The sequence below is a fragment of the bacterium genome, assembly GCA_016873475.1.
Taxonomy (GTDB): Bacteria; Krumholzibacteriota; Krumholzibacteriia; order JACNKJ01; family JACNKJ01; genus VGXI01.
The window spans coordinates 1-19835 of sequence record VGXI01000038.1 but is presented as its reverse complement, the minus strand read 5'-3'; the positions used below and the strand labels follow the sequence as shown (position 1 = coordinate 19835).

Annotated in this window: 19 protein-coding genes; 16 read left to right on the top strand and 3 right to left on the bottom strand. The window is 73.5% G+C overall.

What is annotated here, in order from left to right; genetic code table 11:
* On the bottom strand, positions 1-873 hold the full coding sequence (gene lipA / locus FJ251_05225) for a lipoyl synthase (protein MBM4117135.1): 873 nt from the start codon (positions 871-873) through the stop codon (positions 1-3).
* 137 nt (positions 874-1010) lie between these two features.
* Here lipA and FJ251_05220 point away from each other — a divergent pair, with 137 nt between their 5' ends.
* Genes FJ251_05220 through FJ251_05210 form a run of 3 tightly spaced genes read left to right on the top strand, consistent with a single transcriptional unit; the run spans position 1011 to position 6713 of the window.
* Complete coding sequence (locus tag FJ251_05220) at positions 1011-2849, top strand: hypothetical protein (protein MBM4117134.1); 1839 nt, start codon at positions 1011-1013, stop codon at positions 2847-2849.
* A 2-nt stretch (positions 2850-2851) separates the two neighbouring features.
* The gene (locus tag FJ251_05215; GenBank protein MBM4117133.1) at positions 2852-5464 is read left to right on the top strand and encodes an FAD-binding protein; all 2613 of its coding nucleotides are present in this window, start codon (positions 2852-2854) and stop codon (positions 5462-5464) included.
* On the top strand, positions 5403-6713 hold the full coding sequence (locus FJ251_05210) for a (Fe-S)-binding protein (GenBank protein MBM4117132.1): 1311 nt from the start codon (positions 5403-5405) through the stop codon (positions 6711-6713). Before FJ251_05215 ends, FJ251_05210 begins: the two co-directional genes overlap by 62 nt.
* On the opposite strand, the gene FJ251_05205 is transcribed toward FJ251_05210, so the two are convergent.
* Both FJ251_05205 and FJ251_05200 read right to left on the bottom strand, forming a co-directional pair.
* Positions 6695-8254 carry an FAD-dependent thymidylate synthase gene (locus FJ251_05205; GenBank protein MBM4117131.1) on the bottom strand — a complete coding sequence of 520 codons (1560 nt, stop codon included), beginning with the start codon at positions 8252-8254 and terminating at the stop codon, positions 6695-6697. The two genes, FJ251_05210 and FJ251_05205, sit on opposite strands and share 19 nt — an antisense overlap.
* Positions 8255-8326: 72 nt before the next feature.
* Positions 8327-8812: a hypothetical protein gene (locus FJ251_05200; GenBank protein ID MBM4117130.1), complete on the bottom strand. Its 486-nt coding sequence runs from the start codon at positions 8810-8812 to the stop codon at positions 8327-8329.
* Between the two features lie 249 nt (positions 8813-9061).
* Between FJ251_05200 and FJ251_05195 the strand changes: the two genes are divergently transcribed.
* The 13 genes from FJ251_05195 to FJ251_05135 form a co-directional block, all read left to right on the top strand.
* A complete protein-coding gene (locus FJ251_05195; protein ID MBM4117129.1) occupies positions 9062-9832 on the top strand; it encodes a Crp/Fnr family transcriptional regulator in 771 nt (256 codons plus the stop codon).
* A gap of 89 nt (positions 9833-9921) precedes the next feature.
* Positions 9922-10698, top strand: coding sequence for a Fic family protein (locus FJ251_05190; protein ID MBM4117128.1), 777 nt, complete (start codon positions 9922-9924; stop codon positions 10696-10698).
* Positions 10695-12047 (top strand): hypothetical protein, encoded by a 1353-nt coding sequence (locus tag FJ251_05185; GenBank protein ID MBM4117127.1) that lies wholly within the window; start codon positions 10695-10697, stop codon positions 12045-12047. The genes FJ251_05190 and FJ251_05185 overlap by 4 nt, the downstream gene beginning before the upstream one ends.
* Positions 12048-12085: 38 nt before the next feature.
* Positions 12086-12532 carry an outer membrane protein assembly factor BamE gene (locus FJ251_05180; GenBank protein ID MBM4117126.1) on the top strand — a complete coding sequence of 149 codons (447 nt, stop codon included), beginning with the start codon at positions 12086-12088 and terminating at the stop codon, positions 12530-12532.
* Positions 12533-12681: 149 nt separating this feature from the next.
* Positions 12682-12963, top strand: a complete 282-nt coding sequence (locus FJ251_05175; GenBank protein MBM4117125.1) for an HU family DNA-binding protein — start codon at positions 12682-12684, stop codon at positions 12961-12963.
* A 358-nt stretch (positions 12964-13321) separates the two neighbouring features.
* The gene (locus FJ251_05170; GenBank protein ID MBM4117124.1) at positions 13322-13930 is read left to right on the top strand and encodes an RNA polymerase sigma factor; all 609 of its coding nucleotides are present in this window, start codon (positions 13322-13324) and stop codon (positions 13928-13930) included.
* The gene (locus FJ251_05165; GenBank protein ID MBM4117123.1) at positions 13931-14365 is read left to right on the top strand and encodes a hypothetical protein; all 435 of its coding nucleotides are present in this window, start codon (positions 13931-13933) and stop codon (positions 14363-14365) included.
* 13 nt (positions 14366-14378) lie between these two features.
* Positions 14379-14705 carry a YbjQ family protein gene (locus FJ251_05160; GenBank protein MBM4117122.1) on the top strand — a complete coding sequence of 109 codons (327 nt, stop codon included), beginning with the start codon at positions 14379-14381 and terminating at the stop codon, positions 14703-14705.
* Positions 14702-16108: a glycoside hydrolase family 3 protein gene (locus FJ251_05155; protein MBM4117121.1), complete on the top strand. Its 1407-nt coding sequence runs from the start codon at positions 14702-14704 to the stop codon at positions 16106-16108. The genes FJ251_05160 and FJ251_05155 overlap by 4 nt, the downstream gene beginning before the upstream one ends.
* A 31-nt stretch (positions 16109-16139) precedes the next feature.
* Entirely contained in the window at positions 16140-17072 is a 933-nt protein-coding gene (locus FJ251_05150; protein ID MBM4117120.1) for an ABC transporter ATP-binding protein, read from the top strand.
* A complete protein-coding gene (locus FJ251_05145; GenBank protein MBM4117119.1) occupies positions 16853-17857 on the top strand; it encodes an ABC transporter permease in 1005 nt (334 codons plus the stop codon). The genes FJ251_05150 and FJ251_05145 overlap by 220 nt, the downstream gene beginning before the upstream one ends.
* Positions 17854-19281, top strand: coding sequence for a hypothetical protein (locus tag FJ251_05140; protein ID MBM4117118.1), 1428 nt, complete (start codon positions 17854-17856; stop codon positions 19279-19281). The genes FJ251_05145 and FJ251_05140 overlap by 4 nt, the downstream gene beginning before the upstream one ends.
* A partial coding sequence (locus FJ251_05135) for a DUF4340 domain-containing protein (GenBank protein ID MBM4117117.1) occupies positions 19278-19835 on the top strand: 558 nt, incomplete at its 3' end. The genes FJ251_05140 and FJ251_05135, both read left to right, overlap by 4 nt.

Genomic DNA, 19835 nt, shown 5'->3' with positions numbered 1-19835 from the left:
TCAGAGCCCCACGTGCTTGTGGGCCATGTAGCTCGAGCGCACGAAGGGCCCGGCCTCCACGTGCTTGAAGCCCATCGCCTCGCCGATCGCCTTCAGCTCGGCGAACTCATCGGGCGGCACGAAGCGCTGCACCGGCAGGTGCGAGCGCGTGGGCGAGAGGTACTGCCCCAGCGTGAGGATCTCGCAGCCCGCCGCGAGTAGCTCGTCCATCGCCGCGAGCAGCTGCTCGCGCGTTTCGCCGAGACCCAGCATCATCCCGGACTTGATCCCCACGGCGTACGCCGGTTGCCACTCCCGCGCCATGGCGAGCACGGCCAGCGAGCGCGTCCAGCTCGAGTCGTGGCGCACGGGCTTGTAGCGCTCGGGCACGGTCTCGACGTTGTGGCTGAGCACCTCGGGCCGCTCGGCCATCACGGCAGCCAGGCAATCGCGGCGGCCCTGGAAGTCGGGGATGAGCGTTTCGATCGTGATCCCCGGACTCGCGGCGCGCACGGCGCGCAAGGTCGCCGCCCAGTGGCCGGCGCCGAGGTCGGGCAGGTCGTCGCGGTCGACGCTGGTCAGCACGGCATGCCGGCAGCCCATCGCCCGCACGGCCGCGGCCACGCGGCGCGGCTCGTCGGCGTCGGGCGCCAGCGGCCGTCCCTTGCCCACGCTGCAGAAACCGCAGTGGCGCGTGCAGGTGTCGCCCAGGATCATGAAGGTGGCGCTGCGCGCGTTCCAGCACTCGTGCAGGTTCGGGCAGCGCGCCTCCTCGCAGACCGTGTGGAGGGCCTGCTCGCCGACGAGGCGCTTGAGTGCCCGGTAGTCCTCGCCCGTGTCCAAGCTGACCTTCAGCCAGTCGGGACGGCGCAGGGGGGCGGGGCGCGGGCTCATGCCGACTCCGGGGTTGGGACGCCCGTTCAGGATAGGTGGCTCGCCCAAGCCTGGCAAGCCGCCGCCAGGCGATTGACCGCGGCCCGGCAATGCGCTTATCTCCAGCCATCCCCCCTGCGCCACAGCGAGGGAAAGCCATGCCGCAAATGCCGCGCCGCCTGACCGCACTGCTCGCTCTCGCCGCCCTGGCGGCCCTCGGCCTCTCCTGCGAGGACAGGGACAAGGGGACGGGTCCGCTGCTGCCGCCGCCCGAGGTGGGGCTGCTGCGCGGGTCCGTCTACCAGCGCCTGCACCCCGAGGTGCCGCTGGCGGGCGCCACGATCACCTGGGGCGGGGCGAGCGCGACCAGCGCCGCCGACGGCAGCTACCAGCTCGACCCCGAGGAGGCCGGCGCCGACAGCCTGCGCGTCAACCTGGCCGGCTTCGCGGGCGAGAGCCGCTGGGTCGTGCTCGGCGAGACGGACCAGCAGCAGAGCTTCACCCTGCTGCCCTACGACGTCACGCCGCCGCCGGCGCCCCTCGCCTTCGCGGTGCACAGCGAGGGCGGCCGCTTCCTGCGCCTCGTCTGGAGCGCGCCGGCCGACAGCAGCGACCTGGCCGGCTACTGGGTCACCAAGAGCCCCGGCGACCCGCAGGCCCAGCGCTTCGACATCTCGGTGAACGAGTGGCTGGACATCGCCGTCACGCCGGAGCGCGAGTACAGCTACAGCCTCGCGAGCCAGGACGCCTCGGGCAATCTCAGCGCGCCGCTCGCGGCGACGGCCGCCCTCGACGCCCTGCCCACGCCGCTGCGGCTGGAGTTCCTGTCCACGGCCGACTACGGCCAGATCCCGCTGCGCTGGCGCGCGAGCCCCGACGCCGACTTCGCCGCCTACCGGCTCTACCGCGCCGAGGGCACCCTGGGCGCGGACAGTCTCGACCTGCTCGTCCACACGGGCAGCGACCCGGCGGACACGCTGTTCACCGACGCCGACGTCAGCGCGAACGCCGTCTACAGCTACCGGCTCTACAGCTACGACGCGGTCGGCCAGGCCGGCAGTAGTCTCGGTCTCAGTCAGGCTCTGGGCGCGGCGCAGCGCTTCTTCGGTGCGGACCCCCTGCTCAAGCGGCTGCTCCTGCTGCCTGCCGGCGATCGCTTCCTGGTCAGCTACGCGACCTTCGGCCGCCTGCTGCTCGTCGATGACGCGGGTGCGGTCCAGGACTCGCTGCTCCTGGACGCGGCGCCGACCCTGCTCGAGGCCCTGCCCGACGGGCGCGTCTGGACAGCGGCGAGCGCCGGCGGCTTCGGCGCGCAGCTCACCCTCGTCCAGAGCGATCCCCTGGCGCTGCTGCGCGAGGGCACGGTGGACTTCGTGCCGGGCGCCTTCGCCTGGCTGGGCGGCGACAGCCTCGTCCTTGCGCCCGTGCAGGGTGGCGCGCCGGTCCTCGTCGACGGCCAGAGCTTCGCACCCTTGGATACGCTCGAGTTCCTCGCGGACCTGGCCCTCGCCAGCCGCATGACCGCCAACCCCGAGACCAAGCAGCTCTTCATCGCCGAGACGACCGGCGGCATGCGCCTACTGCGCGTGGACCTCAGCGGGGCGCCGGCGCTGAGCGAGACAGTGGACCTGCCGGGCTTCGCCGTCACCCTGCAGCGCGACGGCGCCGGCGGACTGCTGCTCGCCTTCGTGTCCTCGAGCCTGCTCCTGCGCGTTGCGGAAGTGGACCTGGACGCGAGCGAGAGCATCGCGCTCGGCACCCTGCCGAGCCTGGGCCGCTTCAGCGAGGACGGCAGCGAGATCTGGCTGCGCGACACCGGCTCCGACCGCGTGCGGGGCTACGGCCTCGACTGGGGAGCCGCCGCGGCCACCCAGATCGCCGTCTTCGGGCAGGTGGACTCGCCCCTCGCCGTCGGCCGCCTGGCCGGCGGCGGCCGGGTGGCCGCGCTCCTGGACAGGTACTGGGTCAGCCTCTGCGATCCCGCTCGGGGCGACTAGCGATGAACGAACGCGTGCGCAGGGAGCTCCGGCGCCTGCTCGCGGCGGGCGACCTGCTGGAGTCCGCCGCCCTGCGCACTCTCTACGAGAGCGACAGCCAGCGCCTCTTCCGCCGCGCGCCGGATCTGGTGGTCTTCCCGCGCAACACCGAGCAGTGCGCAGCGATCGTCAAGCTGGCGGCCGAAGAGGGGCTGCCGATCACCGCGCGCGGCGCGGGCACGGGGCTCTCCGGCGGCGCGGTGCCCCTGGAGGGCGGGTTGCTCGTCTCCTTCACGCGGATGCGGCAGATCCTCAGCTGGGACGCGCCGGCGCGCCGCGCCTGGGTTCAGCCCGGGCTCGTCAACCGGGAACTGCAGGAGTTCCTCGCGCCGGCCGGCCTCTGCTTCGCGCCCGACCCGAGCAGCCAGACCGTCTCCACGCTCGGCGGCAACGTCGCCGAGAACGCCGGCGGGCCGCACTGCTTCAAGATCGGCGTCACGACGCAGCACCTGCTCAGCCTGGAAGTGGTCGACGACCGCGGCGGGCTGCATCGCCTCGGCTGCGGCTCGCCGGGCGGCGATCCGCTGGATGCTCTGGGCCTGCTCACCGGCAGCGAGGGCACGCTGGCCCTCGTCACGGCGATGGAGCTGGCCCTGTCGCCCCTGCCCGAGGCAGTGGTCACCCTGCTCGCGCCCTACGCGAGTCTCGAGGCGGCCTGTGCCGTCGTCGGCCGCGTGCTCGCCCGCGGTCTGCGCCCCGCGGCCCTGGAGATCCTCGATCGCGAGGCGATTCGCGCCGTGGAGGCTTCGGTCTTCCGCGCGGGGTACCCGGCGGCCGCCGAGGCGGTCCTGCTCGTGGAACTGGACGGCCTGCCCGGCGAGGTGGCCGCCGAGCGCGCCGAACTGGCTGCGCTGCTCGCGAGCGAAGGCGCGCTCTGGCTGCGCGAGGCCACCGACCCGGTCGAGCGCAGGCAGCTCTGGCGCGGCCGCAAGGGCGCCTTCGGCGCCCTGGGCCGGCTCTACCGCGACATCCTCGTGCAGGACATCTGCGTGCCGATCAGCCGCCTGCCCGAGGCGATCCGCCGGGTCGGCGAGCTCGCGGCGGCCGCCGAGCTGCCCGTGGCGAACGTCTTCCACGCGGGCGATGGCAACCTGCATCCCAACATCGGATTCGACCGCGAGAACCCGAACCAGCTTCGGCGCCTGCAGCATCTGAACGAGGGCCTGATGCTGCTGGCCGTCGAACTGGGCGGCACCCTGAGCGGCGAGCACGGCATCGGCATCGAGAAGGCGGCCTTCCTGCCGCTGGGACTCTCCGCCGAGGACCGCGAGCCGCAGCTGCGTCTCAAGAAAGCCCTCGATCCACGCGGCATCCTGAACCCGGGCAAGATCTTCCCTCCCTCCGATCTGCGACCGGGCGCGGCGCCCCTGCGCGTGGTGACCACCCGCGCCGGCAGCGCCGAGGGCGAGGAGCCGCCGCGCTTCTTCCGCCCGGAGGACGGCGCCGAGCTCGCGCGCCTGCTCGAGGACCGCAGCGGTCGCGGCAGGCTGCTCTACCCGACGGGCGCGCGCCTGCTCGACGAGCTGCCGCCCCTGCCCGGGCCAGCGCAGTGGATCCTCTCGACGGCATCGCTGCGCGGCGTACTCGAGCACTCCCAGGCCGACTTCACGGTCGAGGCGGCGGCCGGGACGCCCTGGGTCGAGCTGCAGGCGGCGCTCGGCGAAGCCGATCGCGAGCTGGATTGGCAGGTCTCCCATCCCGAGCAGCGCAGCGTGGGCGGCGTCGTCGCCTGCGACGAGTCCTGGCCCTGGCGCGGGGGCCAGCGCAGCCCGCGCGATCGCCTGCTCGGCGCCGGCGGTCTGCTCAGCGATGGCAGCCCCTTCTGCTGCGGCGGCCGGGTGATGAAGAACGTCACCGCCTACGACCTCACCCGCCTGCTCGCGGGCAGCCGAGGCGCGCTGGCCATCGTCACGCGCCTGCGCCTGCGCACCCGGCCGCGCCCCGAGGCGCGCCGGCTGCTCGTCTTCGGCTATCGCAATCCGGACCGCGCTCTGGCCGCGGGCCGGGCGGTCTTTCGCCGCTGCGACTTCGCCGCTGGTCAGCTGCTGCTGGGCCCCGGTCTGCTCCTCGAGGGATTGGAGCCGGCAACGCACCTGGTCATTGGCCTCGAGGGCCGCGCGCGCTCTCTCGAGGAGCAGGAGCAGCGCCTGCTCGCCCTGCTCGGCCAGGACGGCCTCCTGCCGCTGATCACAGCGCGCGAAGGGCTCGAGTCGGGGCCCTGGCTGCGCGCGATCCGCGACTTCCCCGGCGCCGGCTCGCTCGCCCTGCGCTCGAGCCTGCGCGAATACCGGGGCGCACTCGACCGTCTGGCGGCGCTGCTGCCCGCGCTGGGACCGCGCTGGGCGCTGGACTTCCCCGGCCGGCGGCTGCGCGTGGAGCCCTCGCCCGAGTTCCGGGAGGGGCAGCTGCCGCCGCTCGGCGGCGGCGTGCTGCTGCGGCGCAGCGAGGTGGGCCCGCGCGGCGTCGAGGGGCAGTCCGACTTCCAGGGCCTGTCCGGCGCGGCCTACCTGGAGCGTGTGGCCCGGGCGCTCGATCCCGAAGGGCGGCTCGCTCCCGGGAGGTGGCTCTTTGGCTGAGTTCAGCCGGCCCTTCGACCGCCTCGAGTGCGTCAACTGCGGCCTCTGCCTCGAAGTCTGTCCGACCTACGAGCTGGGGCGTGAGGAGGCGGAAGGGCCGCGCGGCCGCATCCGGCTGATGGAGCTGCTCAGCCGCGACGAGGAGCGCGACGCGCCCTGGCATCGACACCTCGAGCAGTGTGTCGGCTGCCTCGCCTGCCAGGCGCGCTGCCCGGCCGGCGTGCCCTATGCCGCCATGTTCGATCGCGCGCAGGCACGGCTCGTCGAGTTGCGCGGCGGTCTGCCGCCGCTCATGCGCTGGGCGCTGAGCAGCCTCGTGGCCCGTCCCGAGCGCCTGCGCCGGCTCCGCGCCCCGCTGCGGATCTTCATCTGGCTGCGGCTGCCACGGCTGCTTGCGGGGCTGGCGCCGCTGCCGGGCCTCGGCTGGCTGCGCGGACTCGCCTGGCTGCCGCGCCGTCTGGCGCGCCCCGGCGCCGTGCCGCCGCCGCGCGCGGGGGCACCCCAACTCTTCTTCCCGGGCTGCGTGGAGGGCTTGCTCTTTCCGGCGACCGAAGGCGCGTTGCTGCGTCTGCTCCACGCGGCCGGCGGCTACGCGCTGCCGGCCGGGGCGACTTGCTGCGGCGCGCTCGCTCGCCACCTCGGCGATCTCGAGACCTCGCTCGCGCAGGCGCGCCAGAACATCGCCGCCTGCGAGGCCGCCGGCGCCGGGGCCCTGATCGTGAGCGGCGCCGCCGGCTGCGGCGCTGCGCTGAAGGAGTACGGCGCCTGGCTCGCCGCCGACCCCGAGTGGGCGGAGCGCGCGGCGCGCTTCAGCGCGCGCGTGCGGGACTGGAGCGAGGCGCTGACCCCGGCGCTCTTCGCTGACAGCCATCCGCCAGCGACCCGGCGCGTCACCTACGATGACGCCTGCCACGCCCTCCACGCGCAGGGCATCGCCCAGGGGCCGCGCGAACTGATCGACAGCCTGCCCGGCCTGCTGCGCATCGAGCTGCCCCACGCCGAGCGCTGCTGCGGGGCAGGCGGCAGCTACTTCCTGCGTCAGCCCACGCTGTCACGGGCGCTCATGGCCGGCAAGCTCGCCGATCTCGCGAGCACGGGCGCCGACACCCTGCTGAGCGCGAATCCCGGTTGCCGTCTGCAGTGGGAGGCCGCTCTCGCCGAGGCGGGCGAGTCGGTCGCGGTGCGCCATCCGGCCGAGCTGCTGGCGGAAGCGCTGCCCGCCGAGGGCACTCAGAGGCTCCGCTCGTAGTCCGCCGGGTCGAGGCGCCAGACCGGAACGCCGCAGTAGCGATCGCCCTCGGGACAGAGGGGATGGCTTCCGGCCAGCTGCCGCAGCCCGCAGGGCGGCAGGAGATAGCGGCCGAGCCGCGGATGCCGATCGCGGATCTGCAGCGCTTCCTCGAGAGTGAGGCGCCAGATCTCCTCCTGAGCGTTGTAGCACAGGCGCATCGCCGCCTTGTGGTGGAAGTTGAGCAGGTCGGCGCTCTCGGTGTAGCGCAGGCACTTCGCGTTGGGCAGCAGGTAGAGCGCGTCCTCGGCGCTGCCGCCGGCGGCGCGGAAGCGGGCGATCGCCTCCCAGTTGCGGGCCATCGTCTCGTGGTAGAGCCGCGCGGCGGCCGGAACCCGGGCGACGAGCGAGGGCAGGATGTAGTCGGGCTCGCCGTTCTCCTGGCTGAGCAACGAGGGCCGGCTGGCCGGCGTCATCCGGTGACGCTGGTCCTGGCTGTCGGCCGTGTGGCTGATGCGCCGGCGGAAGCTGTAGTGAACGTGGTGGAGCGGGCGCGCGAGGCGATCGAGGGTGGCGAGATTGAGCGTCTCGCCCCAGAGGCGATTGCGGGCCGGATCGAGGCAGAGCGCGATCGCCTCCTCGTCGCCGAGTGCCGCGGCGGGCAGCCCGAGCGTCTCGCGCACGGCGGCGGCGACCAGGGCCTCCGCGGGCTCGCTCGCCGCGACGAGCCGGCTCGCGTGGCCCGCCAGGTCGGCGTCGAATGCAGCCCGGAAGGCGGCGCACTCACCGGGCGGCGGCTCCCGCCCGGCGAAGAACGCGGCCTCGGGGGTCTCGTCGAGCGGGATCGGCTCCTCGATCAGCTTGGCGTAGTCCGGCACGGCGGCGAGCAGCGCCTCGACCATGGCGCCGATCACGGCGCGCGTCTCGGCCGGCGCATCGCGCTGCTCGGCGAGGCGCCAGTAGCGGAAGAGGGTGAGGACGCTGACGGTGTGATAGAGGTAGGCGGTCGTTGCCAGCGGCAGCACGTAGCGGGCCGCCTCGAGGGCCAGCTTGTCCGGGTCCGTCTCCAGGCGAGGGCTGCGGCGTCTCGCCGGGAAGCGCTCGAGGTAGAGCTCGCGGCAGCGGGGTTCGAGCAGAGCCGCCAGCTCCCGGTAGGCGGCGCTCGCGCGCGCCATCTGCGCGTCGTAGATCGCGGCCGCGGCGCCCACGAGCGCGGGGCGGTAGTGGTGGGCGGGCGCCACCGGCACGTAGCGCTGGCTCACCTGCTCCGAGTTGTAGAAGGGGTGCGCGTGCAGGAAGCTCCAGATGAAGAGCCGGCTGACGCCCTCGAGGGCGAACTGGACCTGGCCGTGCTGGAGCGTCGTGTGGTGGCCCGCCTCGAAGATGCTGCGCGCGAGGCGGTCGCGAGCGACATGGCGGTCGGCGGCCGGCGCTCCGGGGGGCCCGGCCGCAACCTGTTCCGGCGCGACGATGCCCCGCGCCGAGTAGCAGGTGCGCGCCGCGGCGACCATGAAATCGTAGGACTGCCGGCTGTGCTCGACGAGGCGGACCCTGGCACTCATGGGCGGAGCATAGGGACTGCCGCGCGCCGGTCCTAGCGAGAACTTGGCCGCGGCGCCGTCGCGCCGCGGCCGCTAGCGGTAGAGGACTTCCTCGATGTCCTTGCGCACCCGCTGCAGATCGGCCTTGCGGCTGATGGCGATCTCGCGGGCCAGGAGATTGATCGAGTCACGGCAGAGGCCCTCCTCCTCCATGCTCAGGTCCTGCCGCTTGGACAGCCGGGCCAGGTCGCGCGCCACCTCGGCCATCTCGACCGGATCGCCAGTGTTGAACTTCTCCTGGTAGTGCTTGACGCGCTCCTTGTGGCTGTTGGCCGTATCGTAGCGCGCCCGGGACTTCATGGCGGACATGACCTGGGTCGTCATGCTGCGGGACATCACGCTGCGCAGGCGCACCTGCTCGAGCCGGTGCACCGGGATGTAGAGCGCGAGATTCTGTTCCTCGAAACGGATGCCCAGGCAGCGCTCGGACTGGCCGGCGAACTCCTTCTTGGTCACGCCGAGCACCCGTCCCACTCCATAGCGGGGATAGACGACGAATTCCTGCTGGTCGAATTCCATGCGGCCTCCCCTGCGCTCGTGCGGATACCCAGTTCTTCCCTTATTGTAGGATTCTGTCAAGCCGGGGATGACTAAAACTTTAATCAAGGTAAGGGTTCGGAGGCCACAGCGAAACCCCACTGCTGACGAAAGTTCCCCGGAATCTCCGCTCTCTGGAGGGGCCTCCAGGAATCGCAGACGCGCTGGCTCGGCCGGAGGGAGTCGCGGGCAGCTCGACGGCGCAAGACAATACGGCACTATGAGTTCCGCATGTGTCCCAGGGCTTCGACTGCGGCACGCCGGTTGCCTTCCGCTTCCCGAACGGCTTCCTCCTTCCTCACCGGGAAGCCCCAGCCGCGAGGTGAAGCCATGAGCCCGACGCCTGTGCAGGACTTCTTCGCCGCCCTGGACCCGAAGCTGCGGCTCCGCTTGCTGCGGGACTGCCCCCAGCGCAAGCTCCGCCGCGGCTGCCACCTCTTCCTGCCCGGAGACCCCTGCGAGGGCCTCTGCGTCGTCCTCAGCGGGCGTCTGAAGCTCAGCCGTCTGCAGGACAGCGGCCGCGAGATCACCCTGGGCATGGTCGAGGTCGGCGAACTCTGTGGTCTGGAGTGCCTCGAGGGTCTCCGGGAACGGGAGACGAGCGCCCAGGCGATGGAGGACAGCCGCGTCCTGCTGATCAGCCGGGCCCGTCTCGAGCGCCTGCTCGCGGAGCAGCCGGATCTCAGTCTTGTCCTGGTCCAACTCCTGGGGGGGAGCCTTCGCGCCTCCCAACTGGTCATCGAGCGCCTCCTCCTCAAAGACGTGAAGGCCCGCCTGGCCGCCCTCCTCCTCGACCTCGCGCGCCGCTGTGGCCAGCCGGCCGAGGGCGGCATCCGGCTGCGGGCCCGCATCACGCACCAGGAGCTGGCCGCCCTCATCGGCTCCACGCGCGAGACGACGACGGCAACGCTCAACCAGTTCCGTCGCAAGCGGCTGATCGCGGTCGATCGCCGCCAGATCACCATCGCCGCACCCGACGGTCTGCAGCGCCTGGCCTCCTGACCCGGGGCTGGCCAGGCCCGCCGCGCTCGGCTAGTCTAGAGGGCGGCCGCGGCGGCGGACTGCCCCCCCGATGGCCGGGAGCGTCGCCGGTGGATCTCGAGCAGCGCCTCGCCGAACTGGCAACCCTGCGCCGGAGCTGGCGGCCACCCGCGGCGGCCGAGCTGGGCGAGCGCAGGCGCGCCTCCGCCTGGGCCAATGCCGGCATCGAGGGCAACCCGCTGTCCTGGGCGAGCGCCCGGGCCCTGCTGGCCGGCGAGCGCGCGGCGGACGGGGGCCGAGCCGACGCCGAGCTGCTGGGCTGCCTGTCGGGTCTGCGCTTCATCGACGAGGAGGCGCCCGCGCTGCCCTGGTCCGAATCCCTGCTGCGCCACCTGCATGGGTTGCTCATGGCCGGGCTGAGCGCCGAGGCGGGGGACTACCGTCGCCACGCCGTGCAGATCGTCCGCGAGAGCGGACCGGGCCGCGGCGAGCCCGTCTTCCGGCCGCCGCACGCCGCCCGCGTACCCGAGCTGCTGCGCGAGCTGCTCGCGAGCCTCGAGCCGGCGGCAGATCCCTTCCTCCAGGCCGGTCGCTTCCACTACGAATTCCAGTCGATCCACCCCTTCAGCGACGGCAACGGCCGCCTGGGCCGGCTGCTGAGCACCGCGCTCGCCCGGCAGGGCTGGGCCGGCGCGGGCTTCTACTGCGAGCCGGCGATTCGGCGCGCGGGGGCCGCCTACTACCTTGCCCTGCGCGCGGTCAGACCCGATTATCAGAGCGAGCCCCGGGCCGGCCTTCGCCCCTGGCTCCTGCCCTTCCTGGATATGCTCGCCGATGCCCTCCGGCATCCCGAACCGCCTGTCCCCGGAGCGACCGCCGGCCCGTGACGACCCGATCCGCGCTGCGCCCTCTCCTTGCCGCACTGGGACTCGCGCTGGCGTCGGTCGACCCCGCGGCGGCGCAGACTGCCGCCATCGACTGGACCGAGACCCCGCTCAGCGCCGGTGGGCGCGTGATCGCGGTGGGTGGGCTCAGCCCGGGCTTCGCCGGCGTGTTCCTCGCGTTGCCGGCCGGCACGGCCGCGAGCCCGGGCGATCCCCGTCTCGCCCTCTTGGCGCCCCGCGCCTTCCTCGGCGCGCGGGCGAGCTGGGAGCCCGCCGGGCCGCCGCTCGAGGCCGCTCTCGCGCGACTCGGCTGGCGGCTCGAGACTCGCTGCGAACTGGAGAGCGCCGAGATCGCACTGCTTGGCCCGTCCGCCGGCCTCGAGACTGCCCTCGGCTTCCTCCTCGAGCGCCTGGCAGCTCCCGCCGAGCTCGATGCGGAGGCTCTGGAGACCGCCTGGCGGCTCCACGAGGTGGAGAGGGCCGGCTGGGCGGCCTCGCCGGAGTACGCGCTGCGCGCGGAGATGGCGGCCGCCATCCATCCGGGTCGCCCCGATGGCCTCGACGCGGGGCATCCGGAGCAGCCGGAGCCGCCATCGCCGGCGCGCGAGGCGCTGGCCGCCTTCCTGGGCGAGCGCTACCAGGCCGGGGCGGCGCTGCTCCTGCTCGCCGGGGACCTGCAGCCACGAGTTCTCCTGGACCGCTGGCGCCCAGTGCTCGACGCCCTGCCGGGCCACCCGCTGCCGCCGCCGCAGCGCCCCGAGCCCGCGAGCCAGGGTAGCGAGCGGCGGCGCCCCAGCGGGGGTCCCACGCTGCTGCTCTACCAGTTCCCAGGCCCGGCGGGCCAGGCGGAGTCCGCGCCCGCGGCGGCGCTGCTCGCCGGCGTGCTGAGTCTCTTCGTGCAGAGTGAGCTCCGCGGCGAGGGGCTCGCGAGTGGCGGTTCGGCCTGGTTCGACTTCAGCACGCCCGGCCCGCGCCCCGTGGAGTTGCAGCTGCGCGGTTTCGCGCCCGACCGTCTACCGGCCCTGCGGACCAAGGTGGAGCGCGTCCTCGATCGCCTACGCCGCGGGGAGTTCTCCGAGTACCAGCTGATCACGGCCAAGGATCAGCTCTTCACCCGGATCGACGCGGCCAGCGGCCGCGGCCACGGCCCCACGGACGGCAGCCTGCAGGCGCTCACCCTGTGGAGCCGCGAGGTGCTGCGCGAAGGGCTCTACTTCGCCGCCTGGCGCGAACAGTTCCTGGCGGCTGCGCTCCGCGTAGACGCCGCGGGTCTGCGTGCCGAGGCCCAGCGGCTGCTGCAGCCCGAGCGGGCGACAATGGGATTGCTTCTCCCTCCGGAATCGCTAGACTGAGGAGCAGGGCGCAGTCCTCGCTGCGCGGGGAGGTTGCGATGCGGATCGGGATTCTGCTCGGCTCGTTCCTGCTGCTTTCGCTGCTCGCCTCCTGCGCCGCCACCGTGCGTTCGCCGCAGCCGCCTTCCGACGAGCTCCTCGCGCTGCGGCAGCGCTACCTGCCGGCGGAGGACCCCTTTCGCGAGTCCATCCTGGCCGGTGAGCTCCAGCGGGGGATGAGCCCGACGCAAGTCTACCTGGCCTGGGGTAGGCCGCTCAGGGGCACCAAGGACGATAGGGAGCAGCGCTGGACCTACGAGTTCCGCGATCCGGGAGCCCCGGAAGCACAGCCGCCGCTGGTGACCAGGCTGCTCTTCGTCGACGGCCGCCTGCTGCGCTGGCGCAGCGAACGCGGTTTCATGCAGCTCCAGGACACGCCGCGAGGGTCGGATCCGCTGGCAGGCCTGCCGACTCTCGTCGAGCCCGAGGTCGGGAAGCCGCGCTAGCCCTGGCTTCGCGGACCCTCGATCCCCGCTGATCCGCCTCCAGCGCGGTTTTCCGAAGATTTTCCTTGTCAGGTTTGCGACCTTGGCCTAAACAGGCGCCGTGACGATCCCTGACCGCAAACCCCGTACTCCGAAAGGTGGTGGCTGGAATGACCAAGGCTGAGTTGATCGATGCCGTCTGGAACACCAAGGGCATCAACGGCGAGATCACCAAGAAGGCCTGCGGCGAAGTCGTGGACGCCTGCTTCGACATCATGGGCAAGACGATCCGCAAGGAGCGCCGCTTCTCCTACCCGGGCTTCGGCACCTGGACGGTTCGCAAGCGCAAGGCGCGCACCGGTCGCAATCCGCAGACCGGCGAGGAGATCACGATCAAGGCGAGCAAGACCGTCGGCTTCAAGCCCTCGACCACGCTCAAGGATTCGCTCTAGTTCGCCCGGCGATTGCCGCCAGGAGGCCATCCCGCTGCGACGGGGTGGCTTCCTGTTTTTCAGGCGAGTCCCCGCCGGTGGACAGGGGGCGCCTGGACTGCCCTCAGCGGGGGGCAGAGGCCAGGGGCGGCGAGCGGGTGGCCGAGGCGCGTCCACGGCGAAACGGCCTGTTGGGTGAGGACTTCAGGGCCCCGGGTCGAGACTGGAACTCCTGGCACGCGAGTTGATAGGAGTCGGGCGGAGAGACGCGATTCCCCCCCTTCGAGTCTTTGAGCGGGCCTGAGCAACCCGCTCTTTTTTTTGCCGCTCTCTGAATCTTCGGCTAGACTGCGAATTCTCCTGGGAGGGGGAGGTAGCCATGCCGTCGCGCGAGCCGGAGCTCGAATCCTCGCTGCTCCGCCGCGCGCGGGACGGCGACCGCGAGGCCTTCGCCGCCCTGGTGCTTCGACACCGCCGGGAGGCCCTTCAGGTCGCCCTCGGCTTCGTGGGCGACCTCGAGGATGCCCGCGACCTGACCCAGGAGGCCTTCTTGCGCGCGCTCTCCCACATGCACCGCTTCGATGTCGAGCGCCCCTTCTTCCCCTGGTTCTACCGGATCCTGCGGAATCTCTGCTTCAATTTCCTGGCCAAGCGCGGCCGCCATGGCGAGTGCCCGCTCGTTCTCGAGCGGGACGGCGGCATCGATCCGGCCGGAGCAGGTGTCAGCCCTCTGCAGTCCCTGGAGGCGAGCGAACGCGGCGAGCGGATCTGGCAGGCGCTCTGCACGCTGAGCCCAGAGCACCGCGAGATCATCCTCCTGCGCCATTTCCGGGACCTGAGCTACCAGGAGATCGCCGGGTTCCTGCACATCCCTCGCGGCACCGTCATGAGCCGCCTCTTCTACGCCCGGGCCGCCCTGCGCGAAGCCTTGGAGAGCAGGCTGGGCAAGGAGGGGCCCACCTTGGCCGAAGCTACGGAGGCAAGCTAGATGAACCTGGACCGCGCCCGTCAGCTCCTGATGGCTAAGCTCGACGGGGAGCTGGAGGCCAGCGAGGCGGCCGAGCTGGAGGCGGCTCTCGCCAGCGATCCCTCGCTGCGGCGCGAGCTGCTGCGCCTGGAGGCGCTCGGCCACGAACTGGATCGCTACCGCCTCAAGGATCCCGCCGACGAAGTCCTCGAGGCCCTGGCTCGGAGCGTGATCGCGCGCACCGGCCTCCATCTCGGTTGGTTCCTCGCGGGGGGCGGCGCCCTGCTCCTCTTCGCAGCCGCCGTGGTCGCCGTCCTGCGCGACCCCGCGCTGCCTCTCGTCTTCCGCGGCTCGGCGGGCGGCCTGCTGCTGGGGCTCTCGCTGCTCTTCGCCGTGAAGGTCCGGGAGCGCTGGCTCGAGCGCCAGCACGACCCCTACCGCTACGTGACCCGCTGATCCGGAGGTTCCCGTGATTCTCGTCACTACCGAGCTGCTGGCTGGCCACCGCGTGATCGAGGTGCTCGGTCTCGTGCGCGGCAACACCGTCCGCACGCGGCATCTCGGACACGACATCATGGCGCACATGAAGAACCTGATCGGTGGCGAGGTCACCGAGTACACGAAGATGATCGCCGAGAGCCGCGAGCAGGCGCTGGACAGGCTCAGCGCCGAAGCCGAGGAACTCGGGGCCAATGCCGTCCTCTGCCTGCGCTTCGCGAGCAGCGAGATCATGCCAGGCGCCTCGGAGCTGCTCGCCTACGGCACGGCCGTGCGCGTGGAGCCCCTCGAGTCATGAGGGGCGTCGCCCAGCGCCGCGCGGGCGCCTGCTGGCTGCTCGGGTTCCGGGGCGCCGAGCCAGGGGTCGAGTTCCTGCGCCTCCTGGAGCGCTTCGCGCCGCCGGCGGCGATCCTCTTTCGCGACAACCTGCCAGAGGGGCCGGCCTCGCTGCCGGCCCTGCGGCAGCGCCTCGAGGCTGCGGCCCAGCGCGAGCTCCTCTTCTTCCTCGACGAGGAGGGGGGCTGGGTCCAGCAGCTCCACCGCGAGCCCTGGCCGGCGCCCCGCGCCCAGGCGATGGCCGGCCTCGAGGCGGTGCGCGCCTGCCATCAGGCCTTGGCGGCGAGCTGTCGCTCCCAGGGGATCGGCGTCCTGATCGCGCCCGTCGCCGATCTCGATGCGGGCGAGCAGAATCCGGTCATCGGGACGCGCAGCTTTGGCGGCGACCCGGAGGCCGCCGGCGCGGCCGTGGCCGCGGCGCTGGCCGGCCTCGCGGCCGGCGGCGTGCACGGCGTGATCAAGCACTATCCCGGCCACGGCGACAGCCGTGAGGACAGCCACTTCAGCCTGCCGACCGTCCCCGCCGACCGCGGCCTCGCGCTCGCACCCTTTGCGGCCGGCATCCGCGCGGGCGCGCCGGCGCTGATGAGCGCCCACCTGCAGCTCGCCGGGGACGCCGACCCGCGCCCCACGACTTTTCGCCCCGACGTGATGCGCGACCGGCTGCAGGGCGAGCTCGGCTTCCGCGGCCTCGTCGTCACGGATGCCCTCGAGATGGCGGGCGCGGCCGTGGTGCCGCCCGCCGAGCGGGCGCGGGCGGCACTGGCCGCAGGCTGTCATCTGCTGACCCTCGCGCGCTGGGAGCCCGGGGCAGAGTTCGTGCTCGAGGCGATGGCCGCCGATCTCGAGCGCGGCGCGCTGCGCGAGCGCTGGCTCGAGGAAGCCGCCGAGCGCTGGGAGCGCTTCCGGGCCAGCCTGCCACCGGCGGGCGCCCCGCCGGCGCCGCCGCCCGATCTGGCCCGCATCGGGCGGGCCGCGATCTTCGTGCCGGGGGGCGGCAACTGGCGTCCGCTGTTGCCCGGCCTGGCGGTCGACCTCGAGTTCGGGCCCCTGGGCTTCTGGAACCCGGCTCTCTACGAGCGCGCGCTGGCCGAGGCCGGCCTCCGCGCGCGCCGCCTCGGCGCCGAGGACGGGCTCGAGGCGGAGGTGTATGTCCATCTTGGGCGGAAGGCTCCGCCGCCGGCGCGCCTCGCCGAGCTGGCCGCCCGGGAGACGGCCCCCGCCCTCCTGACCAACGGGCCCTGGGGCTGGACCCTGCCCTTCCCGCGCCGCCTGGCCACTGCCGAGAGCAGTCCCGCCGGCTTCGCCCCCCTGCTGGCGGCCGCTGGCCTCGCCGGCGACGAGCGCGCCCGCGATCGCGGTTGACAGCGCCCGCGCGAAGGACTAACTCGCTGCTGTGATCCGCGTCCGTGAACTGAGCAAGCGCTACGGCGATCTCCTCGCGCTCGCCGGGCTCGACTTCGAGCTGGCGAGCGGCGAGATCCTGGGCCTCTTGGGACCCAACGGGGCCGGCAAGACGACGACCCTGCGCCTGCTCACCGGATTCATGCCGCCCGACGGCGGCCGCGTGGAGATCGACGGGCACGACCTCGCCCAGCTCGGCCCCGACCTGCGTCGGCGCAGCGGCTACCTGCCCGAGGCGACGCCGCACTACCCGGATCTCAGTCCCGAAGAGAACCTGGAGTTCTGGGGCGGGCTCTACGGGCTCGCGGGCCCGGCGCGGCGCGCCGCCATCGCGAAGGTGATCGAGGGCTGCGGCCTCGGCGCCGTCGCGCGGCGGCCGGCGCGCGAACTGTCCAAGGGCTACCGGCAGCGCCTCGGACTCGCGCAGGCCCTGCTCCACGACCCCGAGCTCGTCTTCCTGGACGAGCCGACCGCCGGCCTCGATCCTCTCCACGTGCGCGAGCTGCGGGCGATGATCCGCTCCTTCGCGGGGAACAAGACGGTGGTGCTGTGCACGCACATCCTCTCCGAGGTGGAGGCCGTCTGTGACCGCGTGCTCATCCTCGACCGCGGGCGCTCGGCGCTGGCGGGCTCCTTGGCCGAGCTGGGTCAGCGCTTCGCCGGGCGAGGGCGCTTCGAGGCGCGGGTCGCCCTGCCCCCGGGGGGCTGGGCGGGCGCCCCGGGTCTGCGCGCGGCCGAGCGCCTCGCGGCCGGAACGCCCGAGCGCTGGCGGCTCGAGCTCGACCCCGACGCCGAAGCGCCGGCCGCCCTCGCCGCCTGGCTGCACGGGCGGGGCGGGCGGATCTACGAGCTCCGGGCGCGCGCCGCGGGGCTGGAGGAGGTCTTCCTCGAGGTGCTCAGCGGGCGCGCCGAGGAGGCGCCGTGAGAGTGCTCGCCGCGATCCTGCGCCGCGAATGGCGCGCGCTCTTCGGCTCCCCGCAGGCCGGCCTGCTGGGGGGCGCCTTCCTGCTGCTCGCCGGCGCCCTGAGCAGCTTGAACCTCCAGGCCTACCTGCGGGCCAACGCCGAGATCGGCCTGCGCATGCGCAGCCAGGGACTCGCGCCCGCCTTCCTCGATTTCAACGAGAGCCTGCTGCGCCAGGACCTCGGCGCGCTCGCCACGCTCAGTCTGCTGCTGCTGCCCCTGCTGGCGATGAACCTGCTCGCCGAAGAGCGGCGCAGCGGCACGCTGGAGCTCCTGATGACGAGCCCGGTGGGGGAGGGGCGGCTCGTCCTCGGCAAGTGGCTGGCGGCCTGGCTCTACTTCCTCGGCCTGCTCGCGCTGGCCTGCTTGCCCAAGTTCGTGCTCGCGGCCTACGGCAGTCTCCACTGGCCGAGCTTCCTCGTCGGGCTGGCCGGCATCGCGCTGCTCGCGGGAGCCTTCCTCGCCCTCTCGCTCTTCCTGAGCAGCCTGACGCGCAGCCCGCTGCTCGCCGCGGTAGGGGGCTTTGCGCTGCTCCTGCTGCTGTGGATCCTGGGCGGCTTCGCCAAGGCGGGCGCCACCGGCTTCCCGGACGGCGCCCTCGCCGCACTCTCGGCGCTCGGCCACCTCGCGCCCCTGCTCACCGGACTGCTCGACACGGCCGATCTCGCCTACTTCCTCCTGCTCACGGCGCTCGGCCTCGAACTCGCGCGCCGCCGCCTGCAGGCCCTGCGCGGGGGCTGGCGATGAGCGCCGCCCGCGGCCAGCGCCTGCAGATCCTGCTGCGGGCGCTGAGCGTGCTGCTCGCGGCGGGACTGCTGCTCTTCTTCGCCGGGCGCCAGCGCTGGCGTCTGGACCTCAGCCCGAGTCGCCAGCACAGTCTCGAGGCGCGCACCGCCGAGCTGCTCGCCGCGCTGCCGGCCGCGCCACGCATCACCCTCTACCTGCCCGACCGCGAGCCCGAGCGCAGCCGCGCGGCGGCGCTCTTCGGGGCCTGCCAGGCGCGGCGGCCGGACCTCAGCTGGACCCTCGTCGACCCGGGCCGCGAGCCGGCGCGCGCGCTCGCGGCGGGGGTCGAGGCCCCCGGCGAGGTGCTGATCGAGGTGGGCGCCGCGAGCCAGCGCTTCAGCGCCGAGCGCGGACCGGGCGGGGACTACCTGCTCGACGAGCGCGCCCTCGCCCGCGCGCTGCGCGGTCTCGCGCGCGGCGCCGACGGAGCGCCGCGACTCGCCCTCGTCCAGGCGCCGGGCCTGCGCCCCCTGGGCAGCGCGAGTCAGCCGGCCGGCCCCGAGGGTCTGGACGGCCTGGCCGCGCTGCTCGACGCCGAGGGCTGGCAGGTCGATCCCTGGTGGGCGATCAGCGAGCCGGCGCCGCCGCGCGAGACCCTGCTCCTGCTCGCCGGGCCGCACCGGCGGCTGCCCCCCCGCCTGCTCGCGGCCCTCGACGCCCACCTGGGTGCGGGCGGCGCGCTCTGCCTGCTCGTCGATCCGGCGGCCGAGCTGGCCGACTCCTCGGGCGATGCCGGACTCGGCCCCCTGCTCGCCGGGCGGGGCATCGCCCTCGGCGCGGGCTTCGTCGTCGATCTCAGCGAGGAGAACCTCGCCCTCGAGCGCGGCTTCGAGGTGCCGGTGGCGACGCGCTACGCGCCGCACCCGGCGACGCGCAGCTTTCTCGCCCGGCCCGAGCCCACCTGCTTCCCGCTCGCCCGCGCTCTCGACCTGAGCGGCGAGGGCGCGGGGGCGCCCCGGGCCCTGCTCGTCTCCAGCGACCGCAGCTTCGAGGAGCGCGGGCCTTTCGACGGCAGCGCCCATCTGGACGAGCGCGTCGATCGCCGCGGTCCCTTCGTGCTCGCGGCGGCCTCGGACAGCAGCGCCCAGGGCGGCGGCCCCCTGCTCGTCGTCGGCGACAGCCACTTCGTCACCGCGGGCCAGCTCGATTGGTACGGGAACGCGCGGCTCATCCTGGGCGCCCTCGCCTGGCTGGGCGCGGATCGCGTGGCGCCGGGCGGCGAGCCGCCGCCCGTCAGCCTGCTGCCGATCACCCGGGCGGGACGGCAGCTCTACGATCTGCTCTCGCTCCTCGCGCTCCCGCTGGCCCTCGTCGCGCTCTGGCCACTGCGCCTCTGGCTGGCGCGGCGCGGCCGCCGGAGCGCCGCACCGGGAGGTCCGCCATGAGGCTTCGTTGGCGCATGACGCTTGCCGCGCTCGCGCTGCTGCTGCTCGCCGCGCTGCTCGTCGTCCTGCGCGAGCGCGGCGAGACCGCGCGCGTCGCCGAGCGCCTGGCGGCGGGCTACCTCTACCCGCAGCCCATCGAGAGTCTGCGCTGGTTCGAGCTCGTCTATCCCGACAAGACCCTGCGCGTGGAGCGCGTGGGCGAGGCGCCCGCCTGGCAGCTCACGGCGCCCGTGCGCGACCCGGGCGACAGCGTGGTGATCGGCCGGCTGCTCGCCACCCTCGCCTCGCAGAAGGTCGAACGCTGGCTGCCGCCGGCCACCGCCGCCGAGGCGGCGAGCTACGGGCTCGCCGCGCCGCGTCTCACCCTGCGCCTGGGGCGGGCGGGCGGCATCGACAGCCTGCGCTTCGGCGATCTCAATCCGGTCGAGAAGCGGCTCTGGGTGGCGGTGAGCTGGCGCGACTCGCTGGCCCTGGTCTCGACCCTGCTGCGCACCCACGCGCTCAAGGGCCGCTACGAACTGGCCGACAAACGGCCGCTCGGCACCCAGCCCCGC

What these genes read in the sequence shown, in the direction of transcription:
- lipA (MBM4117135.1), bottom strand. Translation starts at nt 873, where the DNA reads ATGAGCCCGCGCCCCGCCCCCCTGCGCCGTCCCGACTGGCTGAAGGTC.
- FJ251_05220 (MBM4117134.1), top strand. Translation starts at nt 1,011, where the DNA reads ATGCCGCAAATGCCGCGCCGCCTGACCGCACTGCTCGCTCTCGCCGCC.
- FJ251_05215 (MBM4117133.1), top strand. Translation starts at nt 2,852, where the DNA reads ATGAACGAACGCGTGCGCAGGGAGCTCCGGCGCCTGCTCGCGGCGGGC.
- FJ251_05205 (MBM4117131.1), bottom strand. Translation starts at nt 8,254, where the DNA reads ATGAGTGCCAGGGTCCGCCTCGTCGAGCACAGCCGGCAGTCCTACGAT.
- FJ251_05200 (MBM4117130.1), bottom strand. Translation starts at nt 8,812, where the DNA reads ATGGAATTCGACCAGCAGGAATTCGTCGTCTATCCCCGCTATGGAGTG.
- FJ251_05195 (MBM4117129.1), top strand. Translation starts at nt 9,062, where the DNA reads ATGTGTCCCAGGGCTTCGACTGCGGCACGCCGGTTGCCTTCCGCTTCC.
- FJ251_05180 (MBM4117126.1), top strand. Translation starts at nt 12,086, where the DNA reads ATGCGGATCGGGATTCTGCTCGGCTCGTTCCTGCTGCTTTCGCTGCTC.
- FJ251_05175 (MBM4117125.1), top strand. Translation starts at nt 12,682, where the DNA reads ATGACCAAGGCTGAGTTGATCGATGCCGTCTGGAACACCAAGGGCATC.
- FJ251_05170 (MBM4117124.1), top strand. Translation starts at nt 13,322, where the DNA reads ATGCCGTCGCGCGAGCCGGAGCTCGAATCCTCGCTGCTCCGCCGCGCG.
- FJ251_05165 (MBM4117123.1), top strand. Translation starts at nt 13,931, where the DNA reads ATGAACCTGGACCGCGCCCGTCAGCTCCTGATGGCTAAGCTCGACGGG.
- FJ251_05155 (MBM4117121.1), top strand. Translation starts at nt 14,702, where the DNA reads ATGAGGGGCGTCGCCCAGCGCCGCGCGGGCGCCTGCTGGCTGCTCGGG.
- FJ251_05140 (MBM4117118.1), top strand. Translation starts at nt 17,854, where the DNA reads ATGAGCGCCGCCCGCGGCCAGCGCCTGCAGATCCTGCTGCGGGCGCTG.